Here is a 26403-nt window from a genome sequence, read left to right on the forward strand (position 1 = left end):
ATGACCAGACTGCGCGAGGAGTTTCGCCAGCGCCGGCACCATCGGGAGTTCCGGATCCCGCCTCCGATGTGGACGGAGGCGCAGCGGGCCCGCCTGGAGGAGCTGCTGACTGCGGTCCGGGACGCGAAGCCGGCCGAGAAGGAAGCGTCGCCGGCCGAGAAGGAAGCGCCGCCCGCCCAGCCGGACGAGGCGGCCCTGGCGACAGCCGTGACGAACCTGTGGCGGGCCCAGCGGAAGCTCGCCGCGACCGGCGAGCGGCCGTCGCCCCGGGACCGGCAGGCCGGCCGCTACCTGCGTACCTCCACCGAGGCGCTGGCCGACGCCGGCCTGGTCGTCCAGGACCACGACGACGACGTCTTCGACGCGGGGCGGGAACTCGAAGTCCTGGTGTACCAGGAGAACCCCGCCCTGACCGCCGAGACAGTCATCGAGACCGTACGGCCGTCCGTCTATCTGCACGGGCGGCTCATCCAGGTGGGGCAGGTCATCGTCGGCACCCCCACCCAGCCCGTTGACGGAGGGAACGACCATGCGTGACACCATCGACTTCGGCATCGACCTCGGCACCACCAACAGCGCGATCGCGGTGGTGGAGGAGGACGGCGGCGTCGCCGTCATCAAGAACAACGACGGCTGGGACATCACGCCCTCGGCGGTGTGGATTCCGAAGCCCGGTGTGGTGCACGTCGGGCGCCGGGCGCGCGAGCGGGTGCAGAGCGACCCGGAGAACGCGACCGCCGAATTCAAGCTGGAGATGGGACTGGCCGACGCCGGCAAGCGGTTCGGCCGGGCCGGCACGACGCTGACGCCGCCGCAGCTCTCCGCCGAGGTGCTCAAGTCGCTGCGGGCGGACGCCGCGCACCACAGCGGCAGCCCACCGGAGGCGGCGGTCATCACCGTGCCGGCCGCCTTCTCGCTCAACCAGAACAAGGCGACCCTGGAGGCGGCGGCGCTCGCCGGGCTCAGCGCCGCCTGCCCGCTCGTCCAGGAGCCCACCGCGGCGGCCTTCGCGTACGGCTTCCACGACGCCGACGACCGGGCGTACTGGATGGTGTTCGACTTCGGCGGCGGCACGTTCGACGCGGCCGTGGTGAGCAAGCGTGACGGCGACCTGCGGGTGCTGAACCACGCCGGTGACCCGTACCTCGGCGGCAAGCTCATCGACTGGGCGGTGGTGGAGCGGGTCCTGGCCCCCGCCGCCGCGGCCGAGTTCGGCTTCGCCGACTTCCGCCGCGACAACCCCGAGTGGCGCGTGCACTTCGCCAAGCTGAAGTGGCTCGCCGAGGAGGGCAAGATTGAGCTTTCCCGCCGGAACGCGATCGAGCTGGTGGTGGAACTGACGGTCGGAGGTGACATCGAGACGTTCGAGTACACGCTCCGCCGGGACGAGCTCGACCGGGTCGCCGAGCCGTTCTACGCCCGGGCGATGAACCTGTGCCGCAGCGCGCTCGCCGACGGCGGACTGGACGCGGGCGACATCGACCGACTGCTGCTCGTCGGCGGCACCACCCTCGCGCCCGGTCTGCGGGAGCGCCTCGCCGACAGCCGCGACGGTCTCGGCATCGTGCTCGACACCAGCCTCGATCCGACCACCGTGGTCGCCCGGGGTGCCGCCATCTTCGCCAGTACCGTCCGGCGCCCCGACCCACCGTCGTTCCAACCGGCAGCCGGCGAGTTCGCCCTGCAACTCGCGTACGAGCCGAGCGTCACGACCACCACGCCGGTGGTCGCCGGCAAGGTGCACGCCGCCGCACCGATGGACTGGACCGGGTACGGCGTGACGCTGCGCAACCCGGACGGGCAGCCGCCGTTCCGCACCGGACGGGTCGAGCTGAACGCCGAGGGCGCCTTCCTGACCGAGGTCGCGGTGGATCCGCATCGGACGTCGCGGTTCACGGTGGAACTCACCGACGGGTCCGGCGTGCCGCAGCAGGTGTCCCCCGACTCGCTCTCCATCACGCACCGGGATGTCGAGTTCGGCGGTGCCCGGCTGACCCACTCGCTCGGCATCCAGCTCGCCGACCGGGCGTTCGCGCCGCTGCTGCGCAAGGGCGCGACGCTGCCGACCCGGGCGCGCGACGTGTTCCGTACCGCCGCCGCGCTGCGCCGCTCGGACACCGAGGCGGTGGTCCGGATCCCGGTGGTGCAGGGCGAACGGGACCGCGCCGACCGCAACCGGCCGGTCGGCATGCTGGAGATCCGCCCGCTGGACGTGCGGATCGACCTGCCGGCCGGAGCCGAGGTCGAGGTGACGTTCGAGGTGGACACCTCCAGCCTGGTCACCGTGGTCGCCGACGTGCCGCTGATCCAGGCCCAGTTCGAGGCGGAGATCAACCTCGACGAGGTCCGCACGCCACAGCCGGCCGAACTCGCGACCGCGCTGGCCGAGGCCGAGCAGCGGATGGCCGCGCTGCGGGAGTCGCGCGCGTCGGACGTACCGGAGGTGCGCGACCAGCTTGCGCGGCTCGACGACGAGGGCACGCTGACCACCGCGCGGGAACAGGTCCGGGCCGCCGGCGTGGACGCGGGCGCGGCCGCCACCGCCGAGGACCGGCTACGTGAGGTGCAGGCGCAGCTCGACGACATCGAGGAGGCGGCCGACCGGCCGGCGCTGGTACGGGAGCTGCGTGACCTGCTCGCCGAGACGGGTCGGCTGGTGTCCGAGGTGGGGCACCCCGCCGACCGGTCGGCGCTGGCCGAGTTCGAGCAGCGCGCGAACGAGGCCATCGAGAGCGGCAGCTCGGCGCGGATCAAGGCGGAGACCGAGCGGGTCACCGAGTTCCTCATCGAGCTGGAACGGCGGCAGCCGGGCTGGTCGGTACGCCTCTTCTACGCGCTCTGCGAGCAGCAGGGCCGGATGCAGCCGTCCGGTGAGGCCCGCGGGCTCGTCCGGGAGGGCAAGGAGGCGCTGGCCGCTGGCGACGAGCGCGCGCTCGACGCGGTCAACTCGCGGCTGGTCCGGCTGCTGCCGCGCGACGAGCAGCCGAAGATCATCGGGCTGGTCGGCCGGTGACCGCGCCGGCCCTGAGCACCGACCTGGCGCTGAGCCGGGCCACGGCCGCGGCTCGGCGCGGCGATCTGGACGGTGCCGCCGAGGCTCTGGTCGCGTTGGACGGCGACGAGCCGGCCGTCCTCGACCTGCTCGCCCGGATCCGTGCCCAGCAGGGGCGCTGGCGGGAGGCGGACGAGTGCTGGGCGGCGGTCCAGGCGATCGACCCGGGCCACGAGGGCGCCGCCGCCGGCCGGCGGGCGGTCGCCGCCATCCTCGCCGGTGACCGCCGGGCACGCCCGGTCGCTCCGCCGGTGCGCCTCGCGGCGGCCGGCGCGGTGGTGGTCGCGGTCGTCGCCGGTACCGTGGTCGTGCTCCCGTCGCTGTCAGCGTCGCCGCCCGCCAGGCCGGCCGCGTCCGTGACCACCCCGACGCCGGACGCGGCGGCGCTGGACGCGGAGCGGCGCCGTGCCGCGGAGTTGCAGGGCCGGCTCGCGCAGATCGAGGCGGAGCAGGCGGCGGCCGCTCGGGCGTTGGCCGCCCGGCTCGACGCGATAGCGCGCGGCGTCACCCTGCCCGGCGTCGTGGTGAAGCGCCGGCCGGATGCGGTGGAGGTCTACTTCCGGAGGGGTCTGTTCAGCCGCGACGCCTGGCTGACCGCGAACGGCGCCGACGTGCTCGCCGACGTCGGCCGCCGCCTGCCCGACCTCGACGTGGCCGTGACCGTGGTCGGGCACAGCGTGCCGGTGCCGGGCGGACGCACCAGCGGCGGCTCGGGTACGGCACTGAGCCGGGCCCGGGTCGCGGCGCGGGAGCTGGCGGAGGCCGGCGACCTGCCACTGACCGCGTTCACCCTGCGCTCCGCCGACCAGTCGCAGGGCCCGTTCCGCGAACCGGCCCGCAACCGCACCGCGAGCCTCGTCCTCACCCCCGCATGATCGAGGCGTCTCCGCTCGACCGGGGTCAACTCGCAGAGGTGACGTCGGCAACAAACTTCCCTATCACTCCCTATCGAGGGTAGGTTAGGTGCCGATGAGTGAGGAGATGTACTCGGTCGAGCAGGTGGCCGAGCGGCTCGGCCTGCACGTCCGGACCGTACGCGGCTACATCCGCTCCGGCCGGCTCCGGGCGGTACGGATCGGCAAGCAGTACCGGATCGCCCGGGCCGACCTCGACGCGTTGACCGGCGGCGCCGGCCCGGCCCGGCCCGCCGGCCGCGCCACGGTCGAGGTGTCGAGCATCGTGCAGGTCGACGGCATCGACCGGTCCGGAGTCGACCGGCTCGGCACCCTCCTGCTCGCCGGGGCGAACACCAACCACGCTCCCGGGCATCCGCTGCGGGTGCAGATCGTCCACGACGAGGAACGAGACCGGATGAAGATCGTGATACTCGGCGACGCCGCCGCCACCGCCGAGCTGCTGCGCCTGCTCGACGCCGTACTGCACGGCGACAACGGCCTGCTCAGCGGGGAGGTGTCGGATGCCTGACGAGATCCAGGACCGAGCCGGCGAGTCGGTGCTGGTCTGCGACCCGGCCGGCCCGCCGATCAGCACCGAGCAGGACGCGCTGGACCTGATCGGCGCGGCCTTCCTCGGCGCCACGGTGGTGGCGGTGCCGGCGAGCCGGCTCGACCCGAGCTTCTTCACCCTCGGCACCCGCTTCGCCGGTGAGGTCATGCAGAAGTTCGTCAACTACCGGCTGCGGCTGGCGGTGGTCGGCGACATCTCCGGGCCCCTCGCGACCAGTTCCGCGCTGCGCGCCCTGGTCGAGGAGTCGAACCGGGCCGACCACATCTGGTTCGTACCGGATCTCGACGCCCTCGACGACCGGCTCCGCGCCCTGGCCGAGCGGCCGCACCGCCGACCGGCCTGACCGGTCCGCACCCGCCGGTTTCGGCCCGACGCTCCCGGGCGGAGCCGGCGGACCTGGACGGGCGGGCGGTAGGCGTCGCACCGGCCCGGTAGCCTGCCCGGCGTGAACAGCCCTGCGGGGGCCGGCCCCGGGCTGACCGACGAGCGGGCGGCCCGGCTTGCCGTGCTCGACCACATACTCGCGCTGGTCGCGGCGGCACCCTGCGGCGACGCCCTGGTGCTGCGCGGCAGCATGACGATGCGGTCCTGGGTCGGTGACCGGGCACGCGAGCCGGGCGACCTCGACTGGGTGGTGCGGCCCGGCGCACCGGTCCCGCTGGACGACCTGCACCCGCACCCCTACCTCGACCGCCTCGACCCGGTCCGGCTCTGGCCGGAGGCGGTGCACGGGGTGCCCCGGGACGAGCCCTGGATGTTCGAGGACTTCGACACCGGCGGGCTGCCGGCGCGGCTGCCGCCGGAGGGGCTGCACTGGGTCGAGGCCGCCGAGACCGCGCTGCTGCCGAGCCCGCACCGGGACGTCGTCGAACTGCTGCGCCGGCATCCCACGGCCGTCGGCGACCTCCGGGTCGACCCGGACGGCATCGTCGAGGACAGCACCTGGGGCTACTCGTACGACTCCGGTTACCGCGACCCCGCCGGGGAGGGCGGCGGGGGAAGCCGGCTCGTCGTGCCCTGGCGGGCCGGCGACGCGCTCGCCGGCACGGTCCGGCTCGATTTCGCGTACGACGAGCGGCTGCCCGAGCCACCCCGACTGCTCGCGGTGCCCCGGCAGGACGGCACCGACCCGCCGACGGTGCTGTGGGCGGCGACGCCACAGCTCTCGCTCGGCTGGAAACTCCAGTGGCTCTGCACCGACCAGGCGACCGACGGGCACTGCGCCGGAAAGGACCTCTACGACGCGGTGCTGCTCGCCGAGCTGCCCGAGGTGAGACTCTCGGCCCGGCTGCTCCGTACTGTGCTGCGCCGGATCCCCGACCCGGAGCTGCTGCGACCGGCGGCGGTCCGGGGCTGGGCCGTGGACTGGTCCGACCTGGCCGACCGGCATCCGCCGGCCGGGGTCGACCCGACGCCCTGGCTCGACCGGCTGGCCGCCGCGCTGGCACCGGACCTGCCGCCGTAGCCGGCGCTCGGGTTGCGGCGTCGAGGGTCGCACGTCCCGGCCGGGGTGGAGCGGCGGGCCCGGATCATCCCCGGGGGCTCTGGTCCTTCTCCTGGTAGACGTCCGGCACCCCGTCGCCGTCGCCGTCGTGCTCCTCCACCGTGCGGAGCCGCTGGTAGTGCCGGTTGCGGGCGCGGAGCACGACCGCGGCCAGCAGCGCCGAGATGAGTGAGCCGAGCAGTACGCCGATCTTGGTGTGGTCGTCGCGCTCAGTGCCGGCGCCGAACGCCAGCTCGCCGATCAGCAACGACACGGTGAAGCCGATCCCGGCCAGCAGCGCCAGCCCGAACACGTCCCACCAGCTCAGCCCCTCGGCGAGCCTGGCCCGGGTGAACCGCTGCACCAGCCAGGTCGCGCCGAAGACCCCGACGCCCTTGCCCACGACCAGCCCGACCACCACCCCGACGGCGACCGAGTCGGTGAGGGAGGCACCCAGACCACCCGCGCCGACCACCGACACCCCGGCGGCGAAGAACGCGAAGACCGGCACCGCGATCCCGGCGGAGAGTGGCCGGAACCGGTGCTCGAAGTGCTCGGCCAGCCCCGGTCCGGGCCCCGGCTTGCGCCGCGACACCGGTACGGTGAAGGCGAGCGCCACCCCGGCGACCGTGGCGTGCACTCCGGAGGCGTGCACCAGCGCCCAGGTCACCGCCGCGAGCGGGAGCAGCAGCCACCAGGACCGGACCCGTCGCTGGACCAGCAGGCCGAACAGCACCAGCGGGACCAGTGCCAGGAGCAGCCAGCCGAGGTGCAGGGCGCTGGTGTAGAAGAACGCGATGATCATGATCGCCAGCAGGTCGTCGACGACCGCGAGGGTCAGCAGGAACGTCCGCATCGCGGCCGGCAGGTGGGTGTTGATCACGCTCAGTACGGCGAGCGCGAACGCGATGTCGGTGGCGGTCGGGATCGCCCAACCCGCCAGCGCCCCGTCCCCGGTGCGGAGGTTGAACGCGGCGTAGATCAGGGCCGGCACCGCCATGCCGCCGACGGCGGCCGCGACGGGCAGCACCGCCCGGCGGGGTTCCCGAAGGTCCCCGGCGACGAACTCGCGCTTGAGTTCCAACCCGGCGACGAAGAAGAAGATCGCCAGCAGGCCGTCGGCCGCCCAGGTCGCCAGGGAGAGGTCCAGGTGCAGGGCGGCGGGGCCGACCTTGAGGTCACCGAGCGACCGGTACGCCCCGGACCACGGCGAGTTCGCCCAGGCCAGCGCGACTACGGCGGCGGCCAGCAGCAACACCCCACCGACGGTCTCGGCACGCAGGATGTCACCGATGCGCCGAACCTCGGGCCAACTGCCCCGGGAGAAGAGGTTCGGCATGCGGCTGCCGGGGGTGGCCATCAGTGTGCCTCCGGTGGGTCGACGAATGAACCGCCGACCAGACTTCCCGGCACACCGGCTCCCACCCTACCGAACGCGCGATCATCGCCCCAGCCGGATACGGGTTCCACCTCCGTCGAGCGCCTGAACCGGAGCTGTCCGGCACCGCCGAACGGAAGCGGAGGGACAATTGCCGCTGCTAGGTTGAAAACATGTTCATCCGGGCCAGAGGTATCGCCCGGTCCCTGCTGCTCTACCACTGCCGGCCGGCCACCCAGCGCCGGGCCGCGCGACTCTACGGGCAGTTCCTGCGCCCGGGAGACGTCGGGTTCGACATCGGCGCGCACGTGGGCGGCCGGGTGCGGATCTGGCGGCGGCTGGGCGCCCGGGTCGTCGCCGTCGAACCACAGCCGGACTGTCTACGCCTGCTGCGCTGGGCGTTCCGCCGGGACCACGACGTCACCATCGTCCCGGCGGCGCTCGGCGCTCGATCCGGTCGGGCGACGATGGCGCTCTCCACCGCCACCCCGACGGTGTCGACGATGTCGGCCGACTGGATCCGGTCGGTGGCCACGGACCGCGGCTTCGCGCGGGTGAGATGGGACCGGGCGGTGCAGGTGGAGGTGACCACCCTCGACGAACTCATCGGGGCGTACGGCGTACCGGCGTTCTGCAAGATCGACGTCGAGGGCTTCGAGGCGAACGTCCTCGCCGGACTCGGCCGACCGCTGGCCGCGCTGTCGTTCGAGTACCTTCCGTCGGCGCACGACGCCGCACTCACCGCACTGGACATCGTGGACGACCTGGGTGCGCCCGTCGGCGGGTACCGCTACAACTACTCGCCGGTCGAGACGATGCGGTTCGCCAGCGAGCGCTGGCTGGACGCCTCCGGCCTGGTGAGCCTGCTCGACCGCTTCCGCCCGCTGGGCCGGTCCGGCGACGTCTACGCCCGGCTGACCCCGGCCGGGACCGCGCGAAACCACTCCCGCGCACCCGGTCGGGCGGCGGATCCGTGGGCCGGCCGGGCCGAGGGCGCCACCGACGGCGGGTAGGCTGCCGGATCATGGACGCCTCGGGCCCGGACCGCCGCTACGCCGCGACGAATCCGCCCCGGAGCGCCGAACTTCACCGGCCGGCCGCATGACCGGCCGGGAGCCGACCGGCACCCCGGTACTGCGCCGGTTGACCGGGCCGGAGGCGCTGGTGCTGCGTGACCGGCTGGTCGAGACGTACGCGGCGGTGTTCTGCGCGCCGCCGTGGAACGACTCTCCCGAGCGGGCCGCCCGGTTCGGCGAACTGCTGGCCGAGTGGGCCGGGCAGCCGGGCTTCGTCGCCGTCCTGGCCGACGACGCCGGACCCGCCGGATCCGGTGCCGACGACGGGACGGTTCCCGCCTTCGCGCTCGGGTTCACCACTGGGCACCCGTTCCCCGCCGACCGCGCCTACGGGCAGGTACGCCGGCTCCTCGGGCCGGCCACGGAGGCGCTCTCCGGCTGGCTGGAGGTCGCCGAGCTGGCCGTACGTCCGGCGGCCCGGCGGGCCGGACTCGGCCGGCGCCTGCTGGCCGCGCTCACCGAGGACCGGCCGGCGTGGCTGCTGACCGTTCCGCAGGTCGCCGGCGCCACCGCCTTCTACGACGCGGTGGGCTGGATCCGGCAGGGCACCGGTTACGGCATCACGGTCTACACCAACCGGCCGCTACCGCGCTGAGGCGCCGCGCCGGCAGCGGTGCGGTCGGGCCGGGCGGCTCCGCAGGCCAAGGCCCGTAGGCCAAGGCCCGTAGGCCAAGGCCCGCAGGCCACGCCCACCAGAGCAGCACGCCATCGGGACGCCGGGCCGCACCGTGTCTAGAAAACTTGACATGATGTCTACGGCTCTTTACTCTTCGCTGTGTCAAGAATTCTTTACCTCTCGAAGGCGGCAACCATGTCGTACGAGGAAAAGGGCACCTGGGTGGCCCTGACGGTCGGCGTCACCGTCTACCTCGGCTATCTCGCGGTCGTCCTGGGCCGGCTGGCCGGCACGCCCGTGGCAGCGGTGGCATACGTGCCGGCCCTGCTGCTGGCCATCGGCGTCTCGATCGTCGCGTCGATCGTGGCCCGCATCGCGGTCGAGATCGCCCGCCCCAGCGACAGCCACTCCGGCGACGTCCGGGACAGGGAGATCCACTGGTTCGGTGAACGCGTGGGACAGCGGCTGCTGATGACCGCCGCGCTCGGGGCACTCGGCCTGGCGCTCTTCGAGGCCGAGCACTTCTGGATCGCGAACGTGCTCTATCTCGGCTTCGTCGCCTCCTCGGTGGTCGGATCCGTGGTCAAGCTCCGCGCCTACCGCAGGGGTATCTAGCCGTGGTCAAGCCCACCAGGGTCACCAACTCGATCCGCGCCCTGCGCTTCGCCGCCGGCGAGATGACGCAGGCCCAGCTCGCCGAGCGGATCGGGGTGACCCGCCAGACGATCATCGCGATCGAGCAGGGCAGATACTCGCCGTCACTGGAGATGGCGTTCCAGATCGCCCGGGTCTTCGCGGTGCCGCTCGACGAGGTGTTCCAGTACCCCGACTCCGGAGGAGAGCAGCCATGAGAGCAGCGGTGTACCGGACGTACGGCCCACCGGACGTGGTCCGGGTCGAGGAGGTCCCGACCCCCGTCCCCGGCGACCAGGACGTCGTCGTCCAGGTCCGCGCCGCGACGCTCGGCGTGACCGACGGTACCGCCCGGCGCGGCTCACCGGGCTACGCCCGGCTCTTCTTCGGGCTCCGCCGCCCGAGGTGGAACGTGCTGGGATCCGACTTCGCCGGTGTGGTCTCGGCGGTCGGGGCGGGCGTGACCCGGCTGCGGGTCGGCGACGAGGTGGTCGGGGTCACCGGGCCGGACTTCGGCGCGCACGCCGAATACGTCCGCGTCCGCCAGGACGGCGCCCTCGCACCCAAGCCGGCCAACCTCGACTTCGCCGAGGCGGTCGCGCTGATCGACGGCACCGCGCTGGCGTTCCTGCGCGACCGGGCCCGGCTGCGCTCCGGCCAGACGATCCTGGTCAACGGCGCCTCCGGGAGCGTCGGGAGCACCGCCGTGCAACTCGGCAGACACTTCGGCGCCCGGGTCACCGGGGTGTGCAGCACACCCCACCTCGACCTGGTACGCGAACTCGGCGCCGAGACGGTGCTCGACTACACCAGGGAGGACTTCACCCGCACCGGCCAGACCTACGACGTCGTCTTCGACGTGGCCGGCACCAGTACGTTCGGGCGCTGCCGCCGGATACTCAACCCGGCCGGACGCTACCTCAGCCCGGTACCGTCGCCGAGCCTGCTGCTCCTGACACCGTGGACGGCCGCGTTCGGCCGGCGGAAGGCGGTCGTCTCGTTCACCGGGCTGCGGAAGGCGGCGGAGAAGACCCGCGACCTGCTGCTGGTGCGGGAGCTGGCCGAGGCCGGCGCGCTCCGGCCGGTCATCGCGGACCGCTATCCCTTGGAGCGGATCGCGCAGGCGCACCGCCACCTGGACCGTGGCAAGTACGGCAACATCGTCGTCACCATGGGCCCGGCCGGTTGAGACCGTGGGGCCGTACCCACCACGGTGGACAGCGGCCCCACGGATCACGGTACGCTCGCTGCGGCGGAGGAAGTTCGTCTGCTTGATCATCCTTTGCGATGGGAGAGGACACGATGACCGCTTCTCCGATACTCCCCCTGAAGCGCACCTGCCCGTACGCGCCACCCGCCGAACACCTGCGGTTGCAACAGCAGGAGCCGGTGGCCCGGGTGACCCTGCCGGACGGCTCGACGGCATGGGCGCTGAGCCGGCTCGAAGACATCCGCGCCATGCTCACCGACCCACGGTTCAGCTCCGACCGGCAACGCGACGGCTATCCGTTGCAGTCCCCCGGACAGCAGCGTGCCAATCAACGGCCGGTGCTGATCGAGCTCGACCCGCCGGAGCACGGCACGGCCCGTCGCGCCGTCGTCGGTGAGTTCACCATCAAGCGGATGAACGCGCTGCGCCCGCGCATCCAGCAGATCGTCGACGACTGCCTCGACGCCATCCTCGCCGGGCCGCGCCCGACCGACCTCGTGTCGACGCTGGCTCTGCCGGTACCGTCGCTGGTCATCTGCGAGCTGCTCGGCGTGCCCTACGCCGACCACGACTTCTTCCAGAGCCGCTCGGCGAACCTGCTGCTCCGGTCGGCCCCGGCGCAGGAACGTTTCGCCGCCGCCCAGGAGATCCGCGAATACATGGCCACGCTGATCGCGGAGAAGGCGAAGACACCCGGTGACGACCTGCTCAGCCGGCAGCTCGGCAGGGGAGCCGATCACGAGGACCTGGCGGGCCTAGGCTTCCTGCTGCTGCTCGCCGGGCACGAGACCACCGGAAACATGATCTCGCTCGGCACGATGACCCTGCTGGAGCGGCCGGAGGCGCTGGCCGCGCTGAAACGGGACCCGGCCGTCACACCGCAGGTCGTCGAGGAACTGCTCCGGTACTTCACGATCGCCGAGTACGTCACCTCGCGGATCGCCGTCGAGGATGTCGAGATCGGCGGGGTGCTCATCCGGGCCGGCGAGGGCGTCGTCACGCTCGCCAACGCGGCGAACCGGGACCCGGCGGCGTTCACCGACGGCGACACCTTCGACATCGACCGCGCCGCCCGCCACCACATCGCGTTCGGCTTCGGTGCCCACCAGTGCCTGGGGCAGAACCTCGCCAGGGTCGAACTCCAGATCGTCTTCGACAGTCTCTTCGCCCGCATTCCCGACCTCAAGCTGGCCGTGCCGGTCGACGAGCTGTCCTTCAAGGACGACTCCACCGTCTACGGCCTGCACTCGCTCCCGGTCACCTGGTAGGCGGCGGGATGCGGATAACAGCCGACCTGGAGCGTTGCGTCGGTGCCGGCCAGTGCGTACTCACCGAACCCGCCGTCTTCGACCAGAGCGACGACGACGGCACCGTGATCATCCTCCGTGCCGCACCCGAGGACGCCGAAACGGTCCGCCGGGTACACGAAGCGGTCCGGATCTGCCCCAGCCAGGCCCTGACCCTCACCGAGCCCGGCCCGACGCCCTGACCCCTCCTCCGGTCCCCGGGGCGGCCGGGCGGGGGTGCGGCCGGGGTCGCGCTACTCGTGCCGGCTGACGCCCTCGGAGTGCATGCCGGTCTCCTCCTCCAGCGGGTTGTTGCGGAGGTCGTCGAGCGCGGTGTCGTCGGGAAAGAACCGGCGGCCCGGCCCGGGGTCGGAGGGTGCGCCACCGGGTCCCGCTTCCGGGGTACGGCTCGGCTCGACCGAACCGAACCCGTGTCTGCCCGCCCCCTGCGGCCACGGTTGGGGCGGCTGCGCGTCGGCCCGCCGTTCGGCACGTCGCGCGGGTGGCAGGCCGGCCTCCTCGCTTCCCTCGTCCAGCGGCGAGTCCTCGGCCGCGCCCCACGGCGCGTCCCGATCCTCCGTACCGCCGGTGGTCCCCCACGGTCCGACCGACTGCGGTCCACGGTTTTGCCCGTCCGGGGCCGCCTGACCGCCGTCGGCGTCGGCCGGCCGGAGCTGTCCGCCCGGATCCTGGTCCGCCGGTCGCCTCTTCGCGCCCATCCCCACCACCCTCGCTGCCGAGTCGTCCCGCCCGGTCGTCCGGTGCGTGTGCGGTTCCCGGCCGACGGCAAGACATGCGGCCGGACCGGAAGGGATCTCGGGTAGACCTCTCCGGGGCGGCGTCCGCCAGCCGCCGCTGCGGCGAGTGCCGGCCGGGAACAGGGGTTGGAGCAGCCTGGCCGGGGTATAGCCGTCTACCGGACGTCCGGGCCGACGTCGACCGGCTGCCCGGCTCGGCCCGGCCCGGCGCCTTCGTCAGGCGCGCATGACGGTCGCGATCGGGATGCGGGCGGCCCGGATGGCCGGAATGAGACCGCCGAGCAGCCCGGCCACCAGGCCGGCGATGACTCCGGCGACTCCCGCGCGCCACGGGAACACCGTGTCCGCCAGGAACGGCGCCTGGTCGGCGAAGAGGGTGCCGGCCACGTTCAGGGCGAGCGCGGACACCCCGATGGCGGCGGCCGCGGTCAGCAGGCCGGTGAGCAGGGTCTCGGCGAGGACGATGCCGGCCAGCAGCAGGCGCGAGGTGCCCACCGCCCGGCGCAGCGCGAACTCCTCGACCCGCTCCCCCACCGTCGCCAGCCCGACGTTGAGGATTCCCGCGACCCCGATCAGCAGGACCAGGCTGGCCATGCCGAGAAAGATCCAGCGGATCAGGGCCAGGTCCCGGGCGATCTGCTGACGGGCCTCGATCGTCTCGAAGTGGATCTGGTCCGCCGGTATCCCGGTCGCGGTGAGCCGGAGCACCAGCAGCCGCTCCAGTTCGCCCGCCGTCGGGGCCATCATCACCTGGAGGCCCGGCCCGAACTCGCTCGACTCGGCCGCCGGAGCCATCCAGGTCGCCAGTTCGTCGGCCCGGGAGTAGGCGACCGGCTGCGGGCTGCCGTCGTCGACCACACCGATGATTCGGGGCGTCGGGTTGGCCGTCGCCCCGTCGATGCGCATCTCGGCCGGCACCTGGTGCCGGTTGAAGCCCTTCGCCGCCTCCAGGTTGAGCACCAGCCGGGGTGCCAGGGAGGGCGCCGAGGTGAAGTCGAGCCACTCCCCGGAAACCTCCCGGAAGGGCTTGAACTGGCGGATGTCGCCGGTCAACGTGGTCAGGGTCAACTCGATCGCCTGACCGGGCACCGGTGTCCCGCCGTCACCGCCCGGCGAGATCGGGCGGCAGCCGTACTGGTCGCAGTACATCGGGCCGCCTGGGCCGCCGTAGCCGCCGGCCTGGTCGAACGGGGCCCCGCCGGGGTTGACCGGGGCGACTCCGGGCTCGCCGACGGTCGCCTGCCGGGTGACGATCGCGACCGCGTCCGGCCGGTTCGCCAGCGTCTCCGAGCTGGCCCGGACGGCCTCCCGGCCGCCCGGCAGGTACGCCTGCCGAGTGCCGTCCTTGCCCACCTGTAGCGCGAGGTTGGTCAGTTGGGCCTGTTCGAGGGTCTCGGCGCCGGCCTGCACCACCACCACGGCCAGTACGCCGAGGAAGAGGCTGACCATCGACAGGAAGGTACGCATCTTGCGGGCCCGGATGCCCTGGGCGCCGATGATCAGCGCGGAGCGGAACCGCCCGGAGAGCCGGATCACCGGCTCGCCCCTTCCGGCGCCGCAACCGCCCCGAACGGCAGGGTCTCGGACTGGGCGGACTCGGACCGGGCGGACTCGGACTGGGCGGGTTGCGTGCTCCACGCCGGGTCCGCGGTGGAGGTCGCCGGTTCGAGCACCCCGTCGCGCAGCCGCAGCACCCGGCGCATCTTGTCGGCGTGGTCCCGGTCATGGGTGACCAGGATCAGCCCGCAGCCCCGTTCGGTGGCCGAGCGCATCACCTCGATCACCAGGTTGCCGGTCTCGGTGTCGAGCGCGCCGGTCGGCTCGTCGGCCAGCAGCAGGCGGGGTTCCCGGACCAGGGCCCGGGCCACCGCCACCCGCTGCTGTTCGCCGCCGGAGAGCCGGGCCGGGCGGTGCTTCGCCAGATGGGCGATGCCGACCTGGTCGAGCGCGGCCATGGTGCGGGCCCGGCGCTTGCGGCGCGGTAGCCAGCCCTGCCCGTTGACCAGGGCCATCGCCACGTTCTGGGCGGCGGTGAGGTGCCCCAGCAGGAAGAACCGTTGGAAGACGAAGCCGAACTCGGCGCTGCGCAGGGCGGCCGCCCGGCGTTCGGGCAGCCGGGTGATGTCCCGGCCGCCGAGCAGATAGCGGCCGCCGTCCGGACGGTCGAAGAGGCCGATCAGGCTGAGCAGGGTGCTCTTGCCGGAGCCGGACCGGCCGAGGATCGCCACGCTCTCCCCCTCGGCGACGGTGAGGTCGACGCCGTCGAGGATCGTCCGTGGCGTGCGCTGCCCCTTCAACGTCTTGGTGATGCCGTGCAACTCCAGCAGCGCCGTCATTTCCCGCCCATCGGGTCGGCCGGGCCGCCGGGCTGTCCCGGCGCCGGTTTCGCCGGCGGCAGGTTGGGGCCGGGTACGGCGACCGTCTCGTCACCGGTCAGCCCGGACTTGATCTGCACGACCTTGCCGTCGCTGAGCCCCAGTACCACGTCCCGGGTCTCCCGGTTGCCGTCCGGGCCGACCACGTCCACCTTGCCGCTGCCCTGACCTCCGGCGACCGCCTCGACCGGGAGCACGAGTGCGTTCTTCGCCCGGGCGGTCACCACCTGGAGGGTGGCGGTGGCACCGTTGATCAGTTTGACGTTGGCGGGCGCCGTGCAGACCAGCCGCATGCCGGTCGGCTCGGAGGGTTCGACCGGCTGCCTCGGGTCCGGTGGCGGGCCGACCGGTACGACCGGGCGCGCACCCGGGCCGGCGGACGGGTCGGTCGACGGCTCCGGGGCCGGCGGGTCCGGGATCGTCCCGGCCGGGAGCGCGGCGATGGTGCCGAGGACCTTGCAGGCGAACGGGCCGGGACCGTTCTTGATCTGGGCCTGCACGGTCGCCAGCGAATCCGAGATCTGGTACGCCTGAGCGCCGTCGATCTCCGCGACCAGCCCGTACCCGATGCGCTTCGCCGACACCACCGGCATCCCGGCGGTGACGTTGGAGCGGTCGTCCACCAGCCGACCGGCGAAGACGGCACCGGCCGGGACGTCGACCCGGTGGGACTTGCCCTTCGCCCAGACGCTGGCCACCCGCGTCGCCTTGGTCGGCGTGCTCTGCGGCGGGTCGACGTCGCGGTAGCGGATCTGCCCGGCGACCGGTGCCACCACGCCGAAGACCGGGTTCATGGTGACCCTGCCGGTCAGGCTGACCCGGTTGTCGAGATTCTGTCGGGCCGGCTTCGCCGTGGTCATGGTGGTGCCCCGGGCCGCCAGTCCGGGGGTCTCGGCCTCCGGATCCGACTCGCTGCAAGCGGCACCCGCACCGACGAGCAACACGAGCACGCACGAACGCAGCAGCAGTCGCCTTCGCACCGGCACCCCTCACCGACGTAGTCCTGGACCGACATTTGACAAGACGCACCCTGCCGGTCATCGGTTGCCTCTGGGACGGATGATTCGCGACGAACAACCGGCAAGGTGGCGGTGTGCGTGGTCCGCACCGCTACCGCCGTATCAAACCAGAACGGCCGCACCGGCATTGTCCCGCCCGCCGCCCGGCGCTCTGCCGGGGCATCAGTCGAAGTGCCGGATTCGGGGCCACAGCTCGGCCCAGGCCGGCCGCCGGTCCTGGCAGACCACGATCGGCACGCCCTGCTCCTCGTTGTCGACCCCTACCCCGTTGTCGAGCCGTCCGGCGGTCCGACAGGTGCCGAAGTAGCGGTGCAGGTCCGCCGCCTCCCCCACGCCGACCCCGATCAGCACGGTCGCCGACTCCGGCGGCGGTCCGTAGTAGCCCAGCTCGTTGTGTCCGCTGTAGATCGGCGGCAGCCGGTCGGCACCGAGTCGGGTGAGCGCACCGGCCTCGCCGTAGTTGGCGGTCAGCACGACCGCCGCGGCCCGGTCGGCGGGCGCGAGTTCGTCGTACGCCCGGACCACCTGGTCGACGTAGCGGGGCCAGCCGACCGAGTCGGCGGCGGTGATGTTGATCCCGGGCACGGGTGTGCCGCCGAGCACCTCGACCGGGAGCAGCGGCAGCGCGATCACCGCGCTCGTCACCGCGTTGAGCAGGTACGCCGCGCCGACCACGACCGCGCGGACCCGCCGTCGCCCCCGCCGCAGCCACTCGGCGACCAGTACGCAGCCGGCGGCGAAGAGCACGCCGAGCAATCCGTACGAGTAGTAGGGCTGGCCGCCGGAGACGAGTACCAGTACGCAGACCGCCAGGTACGCGACGGCGAGCGCGCGTACCGGTCGCCACGGTCGGCGACGCAGCAGCCCGACCAGGCCGGCGAGCCAGACCGCCGCCAGTGGCGGCCCGATCAGCAGGAACTGGAAGGGCACGAAGGTGCTCCGCGACTCGGCGCCCTTGTTCTCGGCGATCGCGCCGGCCATGTCGGCCTGGGGCAGCTCGTGGCCGAGCTGGTAGACCAGGTTGGGCGCGCCGACCAGCAGGGCGAGGGCCACGCCCGCCCAGAGCCACCGGTTGGCCAGGACCCGGCGCGGCCCCACCGCCAGCAGCCCGACGCCGAGCCCGACCAGCAGCAGCGCCACGAGCAGTTTGTTGTAGAGCCCGATCCCGAGCACCGCCCCGGCGGCCAGCCACCAGCGCGGCTGGTCGCGCAGCAGCGCCCGGGCGGCACAGAGGACGATGCCGAGCCAGACCACCAGGTCGAACCCGGCGGTGAGCAGCACGTGTCCGAAGATCAGCGTGGCCGCCCCGGTGCCGAGGCCGAACGCGGCCAGGGTCTGGGCGAGCGCGCCGCCGCCGAGTTCCCGGGCGAGCAGGGCGGCCAGCAGCAGTGCCGCCAGTACGCAGAGGGTGGCCGGCACCCGCAGCCCCCAGAGCGAGCCCCCGGAGATGGCGTCGGCCAGCCGGGCGATCGCCGGGGTGAGCGGCGGCTGGTCCCGGTAGCCCCAGTCGGGGCGGAGCAGCAGGAAGTAGAGCTCGTCGCGGTGGTAGCCGTAGCCGCCGTTGGTGGCCAGCAGCAGCGCGGCGACCAGGGCGGCGACGGCGCCGAGCGGTCGCCAGGCGAGCGGGGGCGGCGCGAGCCGCCCGCCGTCGGTGGTCGCGGCCGGCTCGGGTACGTCCGGCGGCGCGGCGGTCGCGGCCGGTTGGACGGCGTGCTCGGTCATGGGTCGCCCCTCCCCCTGGCGCGGCGGTGCCGGCCCGTGCGCGAACCCCGGCCGCCTATACATAACGGTTAGAGCTTAACGGTTATGTATAGGCTGTCAACGCCCTCCGAACAGGACCGGCGACCGCACGACCGGCCACGGCGACGTCCACCGGCGGCCGGTCGGCGTTCCGGCTACTCCGCCCGCCGCTCGCCGTCCGCGACGGCGACGCCGGTCGACACCCGGCGGGCCGGGTTGCCCCGCCAGACGGTGCCGGCCGGCAGGCTGCTGCCCTTCATCACGAACGAGTCGGGCGCCACCACCACCCCGTCGGCCAACTCGACCCCGTAGTGCACCAGTGCGCCCGTACCGACCGAACAGCCGCGGCCCAGCCGGATCCGGTCCGTCTTGAACGTCCCGTCCTCCAGCGAGTGGGAGTGCAGCGTCGACCCCTCGCTCAGCGTGCAGTGGTCGCCGATCCGCACCAGGGTCCGCTCCGGCATCCCGCAGCCGTCGTCGAAGACCCGCCGGCCGACCCGTACGCCGTGCAGGCGCAGCAGCAGCGGCTTCAGCGGGGTGCCGTTGAACAGGCCGAGGTGCCCCACCCCGGTGAGCTTCCAGTACCGCTCGTGCCGCCAGTACCGGGGGTCGTAGATCGAACAACAGAGCGGCCGCAGGCGGCGGAAGCCGAGGCAGAGCCAGTCCACCAGGGCCGAGTAGCCGACGATCAGCAGCAGGGCGAGCAGGATCCCGGCGCTGAAGGTCCAGAGGTTCGGCCGGGCACCGTCGTGGATGCCCTCGACCCGCACCACGATCTGGATCGAGAGGTGGAAGAGCAGCCAGCCGCTGAGCAGGTACCAGCCCATGGTGTGCAGGTTCGAACGGTTCTTCCGGGCCAGCCGGCGGCGGAACTCGTCCCCGGTCCGCAGCTCGTCGAAGCCGGCGTCCCGGCGTACCGACCGGGGGATCTCGAACGGCGGTGACCCCAGCAGCCCGACGCCGGACCGGACGGGCCCGTCGACCGGCACCATCACCTTCGTCGCCAGCAGACAGTTGTCGCCGACCCGCGCCCCGGCCGGGAAGACGACCCGGTTGCCGAGGAAGTTCTCCGCGCCGATGGTGACCCGGGACAGCGCGAACGAGGAGGACGAGTACCGGGCGTTGCCCATGGAGAGCCCGTCGGAGACCAGTACCCCGCCGCGCACCTCGCAGAGGAACGGCGTGTCGTGCCGCTGCCCGCAGCCGAAGTTCGACCCGGTCTGGCGCAACTGGTGGAACCGCCAACCGACGGCCCGGAGATAGCCGACCACGTAGGAGCTGTCTCCGAAGAGCAGGTTGAAGTACGGGACGTTGCTGAACCGGGAGACGGTCTGGAAGCAGATCCAGCGCCAGCCGTAGAGCGGGTACGCCCGGTCGGCGGCCAGGAAGAGGTTCGCCAGCCGGGGCACCGCGAGCACCAGCAGCACGCCGAGCAGCACGGCGCCGAAGTACAGCAGCAGCGACCCGGGGACCGTGCTGACGTCCAGCGCGAGGGCCACCGCGGCGAGTACGACCAGCAACTGGGTGTCGACCACCACCCGGCCGAGGAGTTGAGCGGCGCCGTACGCCCCCCGGCGCGCCGTCGAGCAGTGCCGGGGCTCCGCCGCGGGATTGCCGCTCCCGCCGGGCACCGCGGGTGAACCGTGGAAGCGGGCCCCGGCCGGTACGACCTGCCCGGCACGCGGCGACGAGGCGTGCCCGAGCTGGGCGCCGTCACCGAGTACGGTGTCGAGGTCGAGCACGCTGCCCTCGCCGACCTGGACGTCCCGGCCGAGCCGGACCGGGCCGGTGGTGATCCAGCCGGCCTCGGCCCGGTAGCCGAGGAAGCTCGTGCCCCGGCCGACGACGGTGCCGGCGCCGATCTCGATCAGGTCGGTGCAGACCGGCACCGACCGGGAGAGCAGCAGGGCACCCGGGCCGATCTTCGCGCCGAGCGCGCGCAGGTAGAGGTTGTAGACCGGCGACCCGACGAAGAGCACCAGCGGGTTGGCCCGGATCATCCGCTTGACGACCCAGAACCGGAGGTATCGCCACCCCCAGATGGGGAAGGTGCCGGCCCGCCACCGCCCGACCAGCAGCCACTTCAGTGCCACCGGCAGCACCGCCAGCACGGCGAACCAGGCCGCCCCGAAGCCCAGCGACCGGAGGATGACGTCGACCGCGCCGGCACCGTCGGAGATCCAGGTGTACCCGGCCAGTGCCACCGCGGCGAGCAGGACCAGAAAGCCCAGGCCGAAGAGGGTCTGGAAGACCGCGCAGCCGTACCACTCCAGGTTGCTCGGCACGCGGTGGACCGGGCGCGGCGGCTCGGGCGGCGCCTGCGGGGTCTCCGCCCCGACGACGGTGGCGAGGTCGCGGACGGTCGGATTCAGGTACACGTCCTTGATCGAGACGTCGGCACGGAGCCGCTCCCGCAGCCGGGTGCAGAACCGGGCCATCACCAGCGAGTCGGCGCCGAGGTCGGTGAAGAAGTCGTCCCGGACCGAGACCCGGTCCACCCGCAGCAGCTCGGCGAGGAGGTCCGCGAGGGCCGACTCGGTGGGCCCGACCGGAGCGACCACCGGCGTCGTCGGCAGCGCACGTGACCGCGGCGCGGGCAGGCGCTTGCGGTCCACCTTGTCGCTGGGCAGCGTCGGCAGCTCCGGCAGCTCCTCCAGATAGGCCGGGACCATGTAGCCGGGCAGCCGGGTCCGCAGCGCGGCCAGCGCCGCCGCGTGGTCCAGCGCCGCCGCACCGGCCCGCCGGGTGTAGAAGGCGGCGAGTTCGACGACGCCGGGCTCCGGCTGGTACGTCGTCACCGCCGCCTGGGCCACCTCCGGCAGCCGCAGCAGCACAGACTCGATCTCGGTCAGCTCGATCCGGTACCCGCGCACCTTGACCTGGCTGTCGATCCGGCCCAGATATTCGAGCTGCCCGTCGGGGGTGACCCGGCCGAGGTCCCCGGTCCGGTAGATCCGTCCCGACGGGTTGTGCGGGATGCCGACCGGGTCCGGGATGAAGGCCCGCTCGGTCAGGTCGGGCCGGTTGACGTACCCCGGGGAGAGGCCGACCCCGGCGACGCCGATCTCCCCGGTCTGACCGGCCGGCAGGAGCCGGTGCCCGGAGTCCAGGATCACCACCGAGTACGTCGGCAGCGGCACCCCGATCGTCACCGGCCGGTCGGGTTCCAACCGGGTCCAGGTGGCGGTGACCGACGTCTCGGTCGGCCCGTAGACGTTGAGCAGCGTGCGGCCCGGCCGGTGCCACCGCTGCACCAGGTGTGCCGGACACGCCTCGCCGGAGACCAGCACGAACCGCAGTTCCGGCAACTCCTCCTCGATCGTGGCCAGCAGCGTCGGTACGCAGCAGAGCGCGGTGACCCGGTGCCGGGCGAGGAAGCCGGCGAGGTCGCTGCCGACCAGCGCACCGGGGGCGGTGCTCGGCACCAGCGTCGCGCCGGAGACCAGCGGCACCCAGATCTCCTCGACCGAGAAGTCGAAGGCGATCGTCATCCCCTGGTAGACCCGGTCGTCCGGGCGCAGCCCGTAACACTCCACCGCTACCCGGACGAAGTTGCAGATGTTCGCCTGGTCGATGGCGACGCCCTTGGGCCGGCCGGTACTGCCGGAGGTGTAGATGAGATAGGCCAGCTCGTCCGTGGCCGGTCCCCGCTCGTCCGGTCCGATCCGGTGCCGTGGGTACCGGTCGAGATCCGGGTCGGTGTCGATCAGGATCACGGTGCCGGCGACGCCGTCGAGCCGGTCGGCCAGCGTCGAGAGCGTGACGACCGTCCCGACCCGGGCGTCGGCGAACACGAAGCCGAGCCGGTCGGCCGGAAAGTTGGCGTCCACCGGGACGTACACCGCATGGATCTTCGACACCGCGAGCATTGCCAGATAGGCGTAGGCCGACCGGTCGAGCAGCAGTCCGACCCGATCTCCCGGCCGTACCCCCCGGGCCGACAGCAGCCGACCGAACTGGTTCGCCCGGGCGTCCAGCTCGGCGAAGGTCAGCCGGTGCTCGCCGTCGTCCACGGCCAGGTGCCCCGGATCGCCCTCGACGGCGAACCGGTCGCAGCGCTCCTCGAAGAGGTGGTGCAGGCGCTCACCCGGTCGCCAGCGGATCCGGTTGTCCACGCCCCGCGCCGCCAGCACCAGGCCGGCGTCGGGCCGGGTGACCCGGGTCGGGGTACGGGGCGCGACGGTGGGTGCGGCGGCGCCCGGCGCCACCGGTGTCGGCCCGGTCACGCCGGCACCAGGCCGGAGGAGCCCCGCGCGTCCCGCGCCGACCCGCCGCCCGACCCCGGCCCGACGGCGCCGGCCGGCGCGCTGGCCCGGGTCGCCGCCAGCAGGATGTCGAGGCCGTCGTCGAGCAGGTCGTCCGGAGTGGTCAGCGGCGCCAGCACCTTGACCACCTGGTCGTACGAGCCGGCCGTCTCCAGCATCAGTCCGTCGGCGAAGCAGCGCCGGCTGATCGCCTCGGCCAACTCGCCCGAGCCGACGTCGACGCCACGCATCATCCCGCGCCCCTTCACCACGGCGCCCGGAACGGTCTCGGCCACCTCGGCCAGCCGGGCGGCCAGCAGGTCCGCGCGGCGGGCCACGTCGGCGGCGAACCCGGTGCCGGCCCAGAACTTCGTCAGCGCCACCCGGGCGGTGACGAAGGCGTGCACGTTGCCGCGGAACGTCCCGTTGTGCTCGCCGGGCTGCCAGACGTCGTACTCGGGGCGGATCAGCAGCAGCGCCATCGGCAGGCCGTACCCGGAGATCGACTTCGAGAGCACGACCAGGTCCGGGACGACGTCGTACGGCTCGAAGCTGAAGAACGTGCCGGTACGCCCACAGCCCGCCTGCACGTCGTCGACGACCAGCAGCGCCCCGCTGCTCCGGGCCAGCTCGGCGATCCGCCGCAACCAGGCGGCCGAGGCGACGTTCAGGCCGCCCTCACCCTGCACGGTCTCCAGCAGGATCGCGGCGGGGGCGTCCAGCCCGCTGGACGGATCCCGCAACATCCGCTCCAGCAGGTCGGCGGTGTCGATCCCGTCGCCCTGGTAGCCGTCGAACGGCATCCGGGTCACGCCGGGCAGCGGAAGTTGCGGGCCGATCCGGTGGTGCCGGTTCCCGGTCGCGGCCAGCGCGCCCAGCGAGACGCCGTGGAAGCCGTTGGTGAAGGCGACGACGTTGGTCCGCCCGGTCACCTTGCGGGCCAGCTTGAGTGCCGCCTCGACGGCGTTCGCCCCGGTCGGCCCGGTGAACTGCACCCGGTAGTCCAGCTCCCGGGGCAGCAGGACGATCGACTCGAACGCGGTGAGGAAGGCGCTCTTGGCCGAGCTGGACAGGTCGAGGCTGTGCGACATCCCCCGCTGTTCCAGGTGGACGATCAACGCCTTCCGCATGTCCGGGTCGTTGTGCCCGTAGTTCAACGAACCCGCACCGGCGACGAAGTCGAGATAGTCGCGGCCGGTGACGTCCCGGACCACGCTCCCCTCCGCCGTGTCGAATACGCAGTCGAATCGGCGGCAGTAGCTCCGTACCGCCGATTCCCGACGCTCGAAAATCAGGTTCTCCTCCGCGCCCGCCGCTCCGCGCACCGTCATCGCTCCTTCCGGGCCGCGCCCGGCGACCTGGTCGGCCGCCGCCGCTGACCAGGACCGGGGGCTGTGGGATGTCGGTACGTCCAACCGGAGAACGACGTCCGGGACACGGCAGAATTGGTCGGCGGTGTCAATTGGTTGGATTGCCGACTCAACGCTTGCGACCCGGACGGCCGTGCACCCTGATATGTGACCGCGTTTCCGGAAACGGAATTCTCGCTGGCGATGCCCGGAGCGGTTCCCGGACAGGCGGCAGCCGGGCCGCTCGGCCGCACCACGACAGTTTCGACGTGAGGCGGTCCGCTCGGCCCGGCCTGCCGGTCGGGCGCCGGCCCGTGGCCGGCGGTGCGTCAGCGGTAGTCGCAGACCCCGGTCGGGAAGATCTGTTCCAGGCGCCGCCGCTCGGCGTCGGTCGGGCGCCACGATCCGTAGAGTCCCCGGGCGATCGCCACCCGGACCGGCTGCCGGTCGCAGGCGTAGACGCCGCCCTCGATCGGTCCACCGGCGACCGTCCTGGACGTCCCGTAGAGCGGGAACTGTCGGGTGCATGCGCCGTCGGCCCGGTTGTCGAGGATGCCGTCCCAGACGTGGTCCCCCCGGGCGATCTCCGTACCGGCGGTGTCGAAGCAGCGGTCCACGGCAAGCGCCGGCCTGTTGCCCTGCACGCCCCGCCACGGCCGCAGCCGCAGGTTGGCCATCCAGTCGTCGATCACCGCGAGCGCCTCCGGGGTCTGGTCGAACGCCTCGGCCGGCCGGGCGTCGGTGAACCAGATGACCTGGTTGCCGGCGTCCCGGTCGTGTTCGCGCATCCGCTGCCGGGACGCGAAGGACTGGTGCGAGTTGTGCATGTCCAGCTGCTCTTCGAGGTAGTGCCGCCAGTCGATGATCGGGATGTCGATGTCACCGGTGAAGACGATCCCCGACTCGTACGCGGCCCGGATCGCCCGCCGGTCGCCCGTGGTACGCGGCGCCGGCGTCCGGCCGCCGTCCGGCGACAGTCGCATGTTCCGCGACGACCAGGGGTCGAACTGGGCCGGGTCGGCACAGGCCGCCGGGGTGAACGGGCAGCCCTCCTGCACCATCTCCGGCTGCGGCTTCCAGGAGCCGACCCGGGCGTTCAGGTCGAGGAACTCGGCCGGGGTGATCCGGCCCGAGGTCAGCGCCGACAGGCCGTACTGGACGCCGACATTGTCCCAGGTGGACCGGGCGTACCCGTCCGGGCCGGTGCCGTAGATGTTCACCAGGTCGCCCCAGTGCGACCACTGCACCGTCCCGGCCACCCCGGGTGGGTCCATCCGGTCCCAGAGCGGGTCGCCGGGGAACCAGCGCGGGTTCAACGCCAGCGGGGTCAGGCCGCGCCAGCCCTCGATGCACTCGGTGGAGCCGGGCGCACCGCCGAGGTACGGGTTCGGCACCGTGGCGCTGGCGTTCATGCCGATCAGCCAGGTCCGGTTCTCCCAGTCCCGCCACTTCGGGTTCGCCCGGTCGGTGACGTCCATGTAGTACTCGAGCAGTTCGCAGTCGCCGACGTGGATCGTCTGGGTGGCCATGTCCGGGTACGAGTACTGCGGGATCGCCGCGTCGATCACCCGGTTGCCGTGGTTCTGGCCGTAGACGTACTGCTGGATGCCGCCGCCGGAGCCGCCGACCCCGACCGTGTAGAGCGGAACGCCGTACTCCTCGACGAAGTGCTCCTTCAGCATCAGCGCGGTCTCGCCGCCGAGCACCAGGTTGTAGTGGGTGGCCGTGCGGGTGCCGGTGGAGTAGAGGACGGCGTAACCGAGCGAGAGACCCTCGTGGTAGAGATGCCCGCCGGGGAGCCGGCCCTGGTCGTGTCCGATCGCCACCCCGCCGTCGAAGCGGTAGACGACCCGGCGGTTCCAGTTCCCCTCCAGCACGGCGATCGAGTAGACGAACCGGTTGATGGTGCCGCGTTCCCGGCGTACGACGTAGTCGACGGTCTGGCCGTCCAGGGTGCGGGTGGTGGTCAGGTCGGCCGGGCGGGTGCCGTCCGGCGGCATCGGCTTGAACGTGCCGTCGGCGGCCCGGTAGAGCCGGTCGACGACGGTCGGGGCGGCACAGTCCCGGCTCCAGCCGGTGATCGCGCCGTCCGGGCCGGGCACCCGCATCCCCTGCCCGTCCTGGTTGTCCACCAGCGGTGCGCCGAGCCCGTTCTGTTCGGTGCGGCAGAGGAACGGATACTGCTGCGGCCCGGAGAAGATCGGACCGGAGATCGGATGGTTGCGTACGGCAAGGGTCGCGGTACGCGCCGACCGGGCGCCCGCCCGGAGCAGGTTCGCGCCGTCCCGGAGCCCGTCGACGACGCCGCGCAGCGCCCGGCCGTCGACCTGGAACGCGCGGGTGACGTCGGCGCCGTTGCGGGTGACCCGGACCGCGCGCGGGTCGATCCGGCCGTCGACGGTGACCCGGACCAGCGCGTCGCCCCCGGTGACCTGATCGGCCCGGCTGGAGAGGACCTCGATGTCGAGCCGCTGCCCGGCACCGCCGGTCCAGGCGGCGGCCGGTGTCGCCAGTCCGGCGCCGAGTACGGCGGTCAGGGCGATCCCGAGCCCACCGGTGAGGCCCCGGCGGACACGGGATCCGGCGGACCTGCCACCGGCCCCGGCGGGCGGGACGGAGCGGCTCCGCCGGCCGAGCCGACCGGTGTGGACGGTGCCGTCAGCGGTACGCCGACGGCGAGCGAGGAAGCTGAGCGCGGACATCGTCTCTCCGTCTCC

General features: G+C 73.0%; 22 protein-coding genes. 13 read left to right on the forward strand and 9 right to left on the reverse strand.

The genetic code is table 11. The features are described from left to right. From V1634_RS27620 to V1634_RS27645, 6 genes are all read left to right on the forward strand, one after another. Positions 1 to 537 (forward strand): hypothetical protein, encoded by a 537-nt coding sequence (locus tag V1634_RS27620; protein ID WP_331209050.1) that lies wholly within the window; start codon positions 1 to 3, stop codon positions 535 to 537. Then, positions 530 to 3013: an Hsp70 family protein gene (locus V1634_RS27625; protein ID WP_331209049.1), complete on the forward strand. Its 2484-nt coding sequence runs from the start codon at positions 530 to 532 to the stop codon at positions 3011 to 3013. The genes V1634_RS27620 and V1634_RS27625 overlap by 8 nt, the downstream gene beginning before the upstream one ends. Continuing rightward, complete coding sequence (locus V1634_RS27630) at positions 3010 to 3927, forward strand: tetratricopeptide repeat protein (protein ID WP_331209048.1); 918 nt, start codon at positions 3010 to 3012, stop codon at positions 3925 to 3927. The genes V1634_RS27625 and V1634_RS27630 overlap by 4 nt, the downstream gene beginning before the upstream one ends. A gap of 94 nt (positions 3928 to 4021) precedes the next feature. Beyond that, positions 4022 to 4477, forward strand: a complete 456-nt coding sequence (locus V1634_RS27635) for a helix-turn-helix domain-containing protein (RefSeq protein ID WP_331209047.1) — start codon at positions 4022 to 4024, stop codon at positions 4475 to 4477. Beyond that, entirely contained in the window at positions 4470 to 4862 is a 393-nt protein-coding gene (locus tag V1634_RS27640) for a DUF4180 domain-containing protein (RefSeq protein ID WP_331209046.1), read from the forward strand. The genes V1634_RS27635 and V1634_RS27640 overlap by 8 nt, the downstream gene beginning before the upstream one ends. Positions 4863 to 4964: 102 nt before the next feature. After that, complete coding sequence (locus V1634_RS27645) at positions 4965 to 5984, forward strand: nucleotidyl transferase AbiEii/AbiGii toxin family protein (protein ID WP_331209045.1); 1020 nt, start codon at positions 4965 to 4967, stop codon at positions 5982 to 5984. A gap of 64 nt (positions 5985 to 6048) precedes the next feature. Here V1634_RS27645 and nhaA read toward each other — a convergent pair whose 3' ends face one another. Continuing rightward, on the reverse strand, positions 6049 to 7362 hold the full coding sequence (nhaA, locus tag V1634_RS27650; protein WP_331209044.1) for a Na+/H+ antiporter NhaA: 1314 nt from the start codon (positions 7360 to 7362) through the stop codon (positions 6049 to 6051). A gap of 191 nt (positions 7363 to 7553) precedes the next feature. Here nhaA and V1634_RS27655 point away from each other — a divergent pair, with 191 nt between their 5' ends. From V1634_RS27655 to V1634_RS27685, 7 genes are all read left to right on the forward strand, one after another. Continuing rightward, positions 7554 to 8393, forward strand: coding sequence for an FkbM family methyltransferase (locus V1634_RS27655; protein WP_331209043.1), 840 nt, complete (start codon positions 7554 to 7556; stop codon positions 8391 to 8393). A gap of 88 nt (positions 8394 to 8481) precedes the next feature. Beyond that, positions 8482 to 9051 (forward strand): GNAT family N-acetyltransferase, encoded by a 570-nt coding sequence (locus V1634_RS27660; protein ID WP_331209042.1) that lies wholly within the window; start codon positions 8482 to 8484, stop codon positions 9049 to 9051. Positions 9052 to 9267: 216 nt separating this feature from the next. After that, entirely contained in the window at positions 9268 to 9687 is a 420-nt protein-coding gene (locus V1634_RS27665) for a hypothetical protein (RefSeq protein WP_331209041.1), read from the forward strand. Between the two features lie 2 nt (positions 9688 to 9689). Further along, positions 9690 to 9923: a helix-turn-helix transcriptional regulator gene (locus V1634_RS27670; protein WP_331209040.1), complete on the forward strand. Its 234-nt coding sequence runs from the start codon at positions 9690 to 9692 to the stop codon at positions 9921 to 9923. Continuing rightward, entirely contained in the window at positions 9920 to 10894 is a 975-nt protein-coding gene (locus tag V1634_RS27675) for an NAD(P)-dependent alcohol dehydrogenase (protein ID WP_331209039.1), read from the forward strand. Before V1634_RS27670 ends, V1634_RS27675 begins: the two co-directional genes overlap by 4 nt. Before the next feature lie 113 nt (positions 10895 to 11007). Then, positions 11008 to 12183 carry a cytochrome P450 gene (locus V1634_RS27680; protein WP_331209038.1) on the forward strand — a complete coding sequence of 392 codons (1176 nt, stop codon included), beginning with the start codon at positions 11008 to 11010 and terminating at the stop codon, positions 12181 to 12183. 8 nt (positions 12184 to 12191) lie between these two features. After that, positions 12192 to 12404 (forward strand): ferredoxin, encoded by a 213-nt coding sequence (locus V1634_RS27685; RefSeq protein ID WP_331209037.1) that lies wholly within the window; start codon positions 12192 to 12194, stop codon positions 12402 to 12404. A 51-nt stretch (positions 12405 to 12455) separates the two neighbouring features. Here V1634_RS27685 and V1634_RS27690 read toward each other — a convergent pair whose 3' ends face one another. The 8 genes from V1634_RS27690 to V1634_RS27725 all read right to left on the reverse strand — a co-directional run bounded on the left by V1634_RS27690 (position 12456) and on the right by V1634_RS27725 (position 26388). Next, a complete protein-coding gene (locus V1634_RS27690) occupies positions 12456 to 12920 on the reverse strand; it encodes a hypothetical protein (RefSeq protein ID WP_331209036.1) in 465 nt (154 codons plus the stop codon). A gap of 255 nt (positions 12921 to 13175) precedes the next feature. Further along, the gene (locus V1634_RS27695; RefSeq protein ID WP_331209035.1) at positions 13176 to 14495 is read right to left on the reverse strand and encodes an ABC transporter permease; all 1320 of its coding nucleotides are present in this window, start codon (positions 14493 to 14495) and stop codon (positions 13176 to 13178) included. Then, complete coding sequence (locus tag V1634_RS27700) at positions 14492 to 15295, reverse strand: ABC transporter ATP-binding protein (protein WP_331209034.1); 804 nt, start codon at positions 15293 to 15295, stop codon at positions 14492 to 14494. Before V1634_RS27700 ends, V1634_RS27695 begins: the two co-directional genes overlap by 4 nt. Further along, on the reverse strand, positions 15292 to 16314 hold the full coding sequence (locus V1634_RS27705) for an efflux RND transporter periplasmic adaptor subunit (RefSeq protein ID WP_331209033.1): 1023 nt from the start codon (positions 16312 to 16314) through the stop codon (positions 15292 to 15294). The genes V1634_RS27700 and V1634_RS27705 overlap by 4 nt, the downstream gene beginning before the upstream one ends. 201 nt (positions 16315 to 16515) lie before the next feature. Continuing rightward, complete coding sequence (locus V1634_RS27710; protein ID WP_331209032.1) at positions 16516 to 18075, reverse strand: glycosyltransferase family 39 protein; 1560 nt, start codon at positions 18073 to 18075, stop codon at positions 16516 to 16518. Between the two features lie 173 nt (positions 18076 to 18248). Then, positions 18249 to 22319 (reverse strand): Pls/PosA family non-ribosomal peptide synthetase, encoded by a 4071-nt coding sequence (locus V1634_RS27715; protein ID WP_331209031.1) that lies wholly within the window; start codon positions 22317 to 22319, stop codon positions 18249 to 18251. Continuing rightward, entirely contained in the window at positions 22316 to 23668 is a 1353-nt protein-coding gene (ectB, locus tag V1634_RS27720) for a diaminobutyrate--2-oxoglutarate transaminase (protein ID WP_331209030.1), read from the reverse strand. The genes V1634_RS27715 and ectB overlap by 4 nt, the downstream gene beginning before the upstream one ends. A 347-nt stretch (positions 23669 to 24015) precedes the next feature. Beyond that, positions 24016 to 26388 (reverse strand): DUF6351 family protein, encoded by a 2373-nt coding sequence (locus V1634_RS27725; protein WP_331209029.1) that lies wholly within the window; start codon positions 26386 to 26388, stop codon positions 24016 to 24018. Between the last annotated feature and the right edge of the window lie 15 nt (positions 26389 to 26403).

Origin of the sequence: Plantactinospora veratri (assembly GCF_036421995.1) — a bacterium.
GTDB lineage: Bacteria > Actinomycetota > Actinomycetes > Mycobacteriales > Micromonosporaceae > Plantactinospora > Plantactinospora veratri.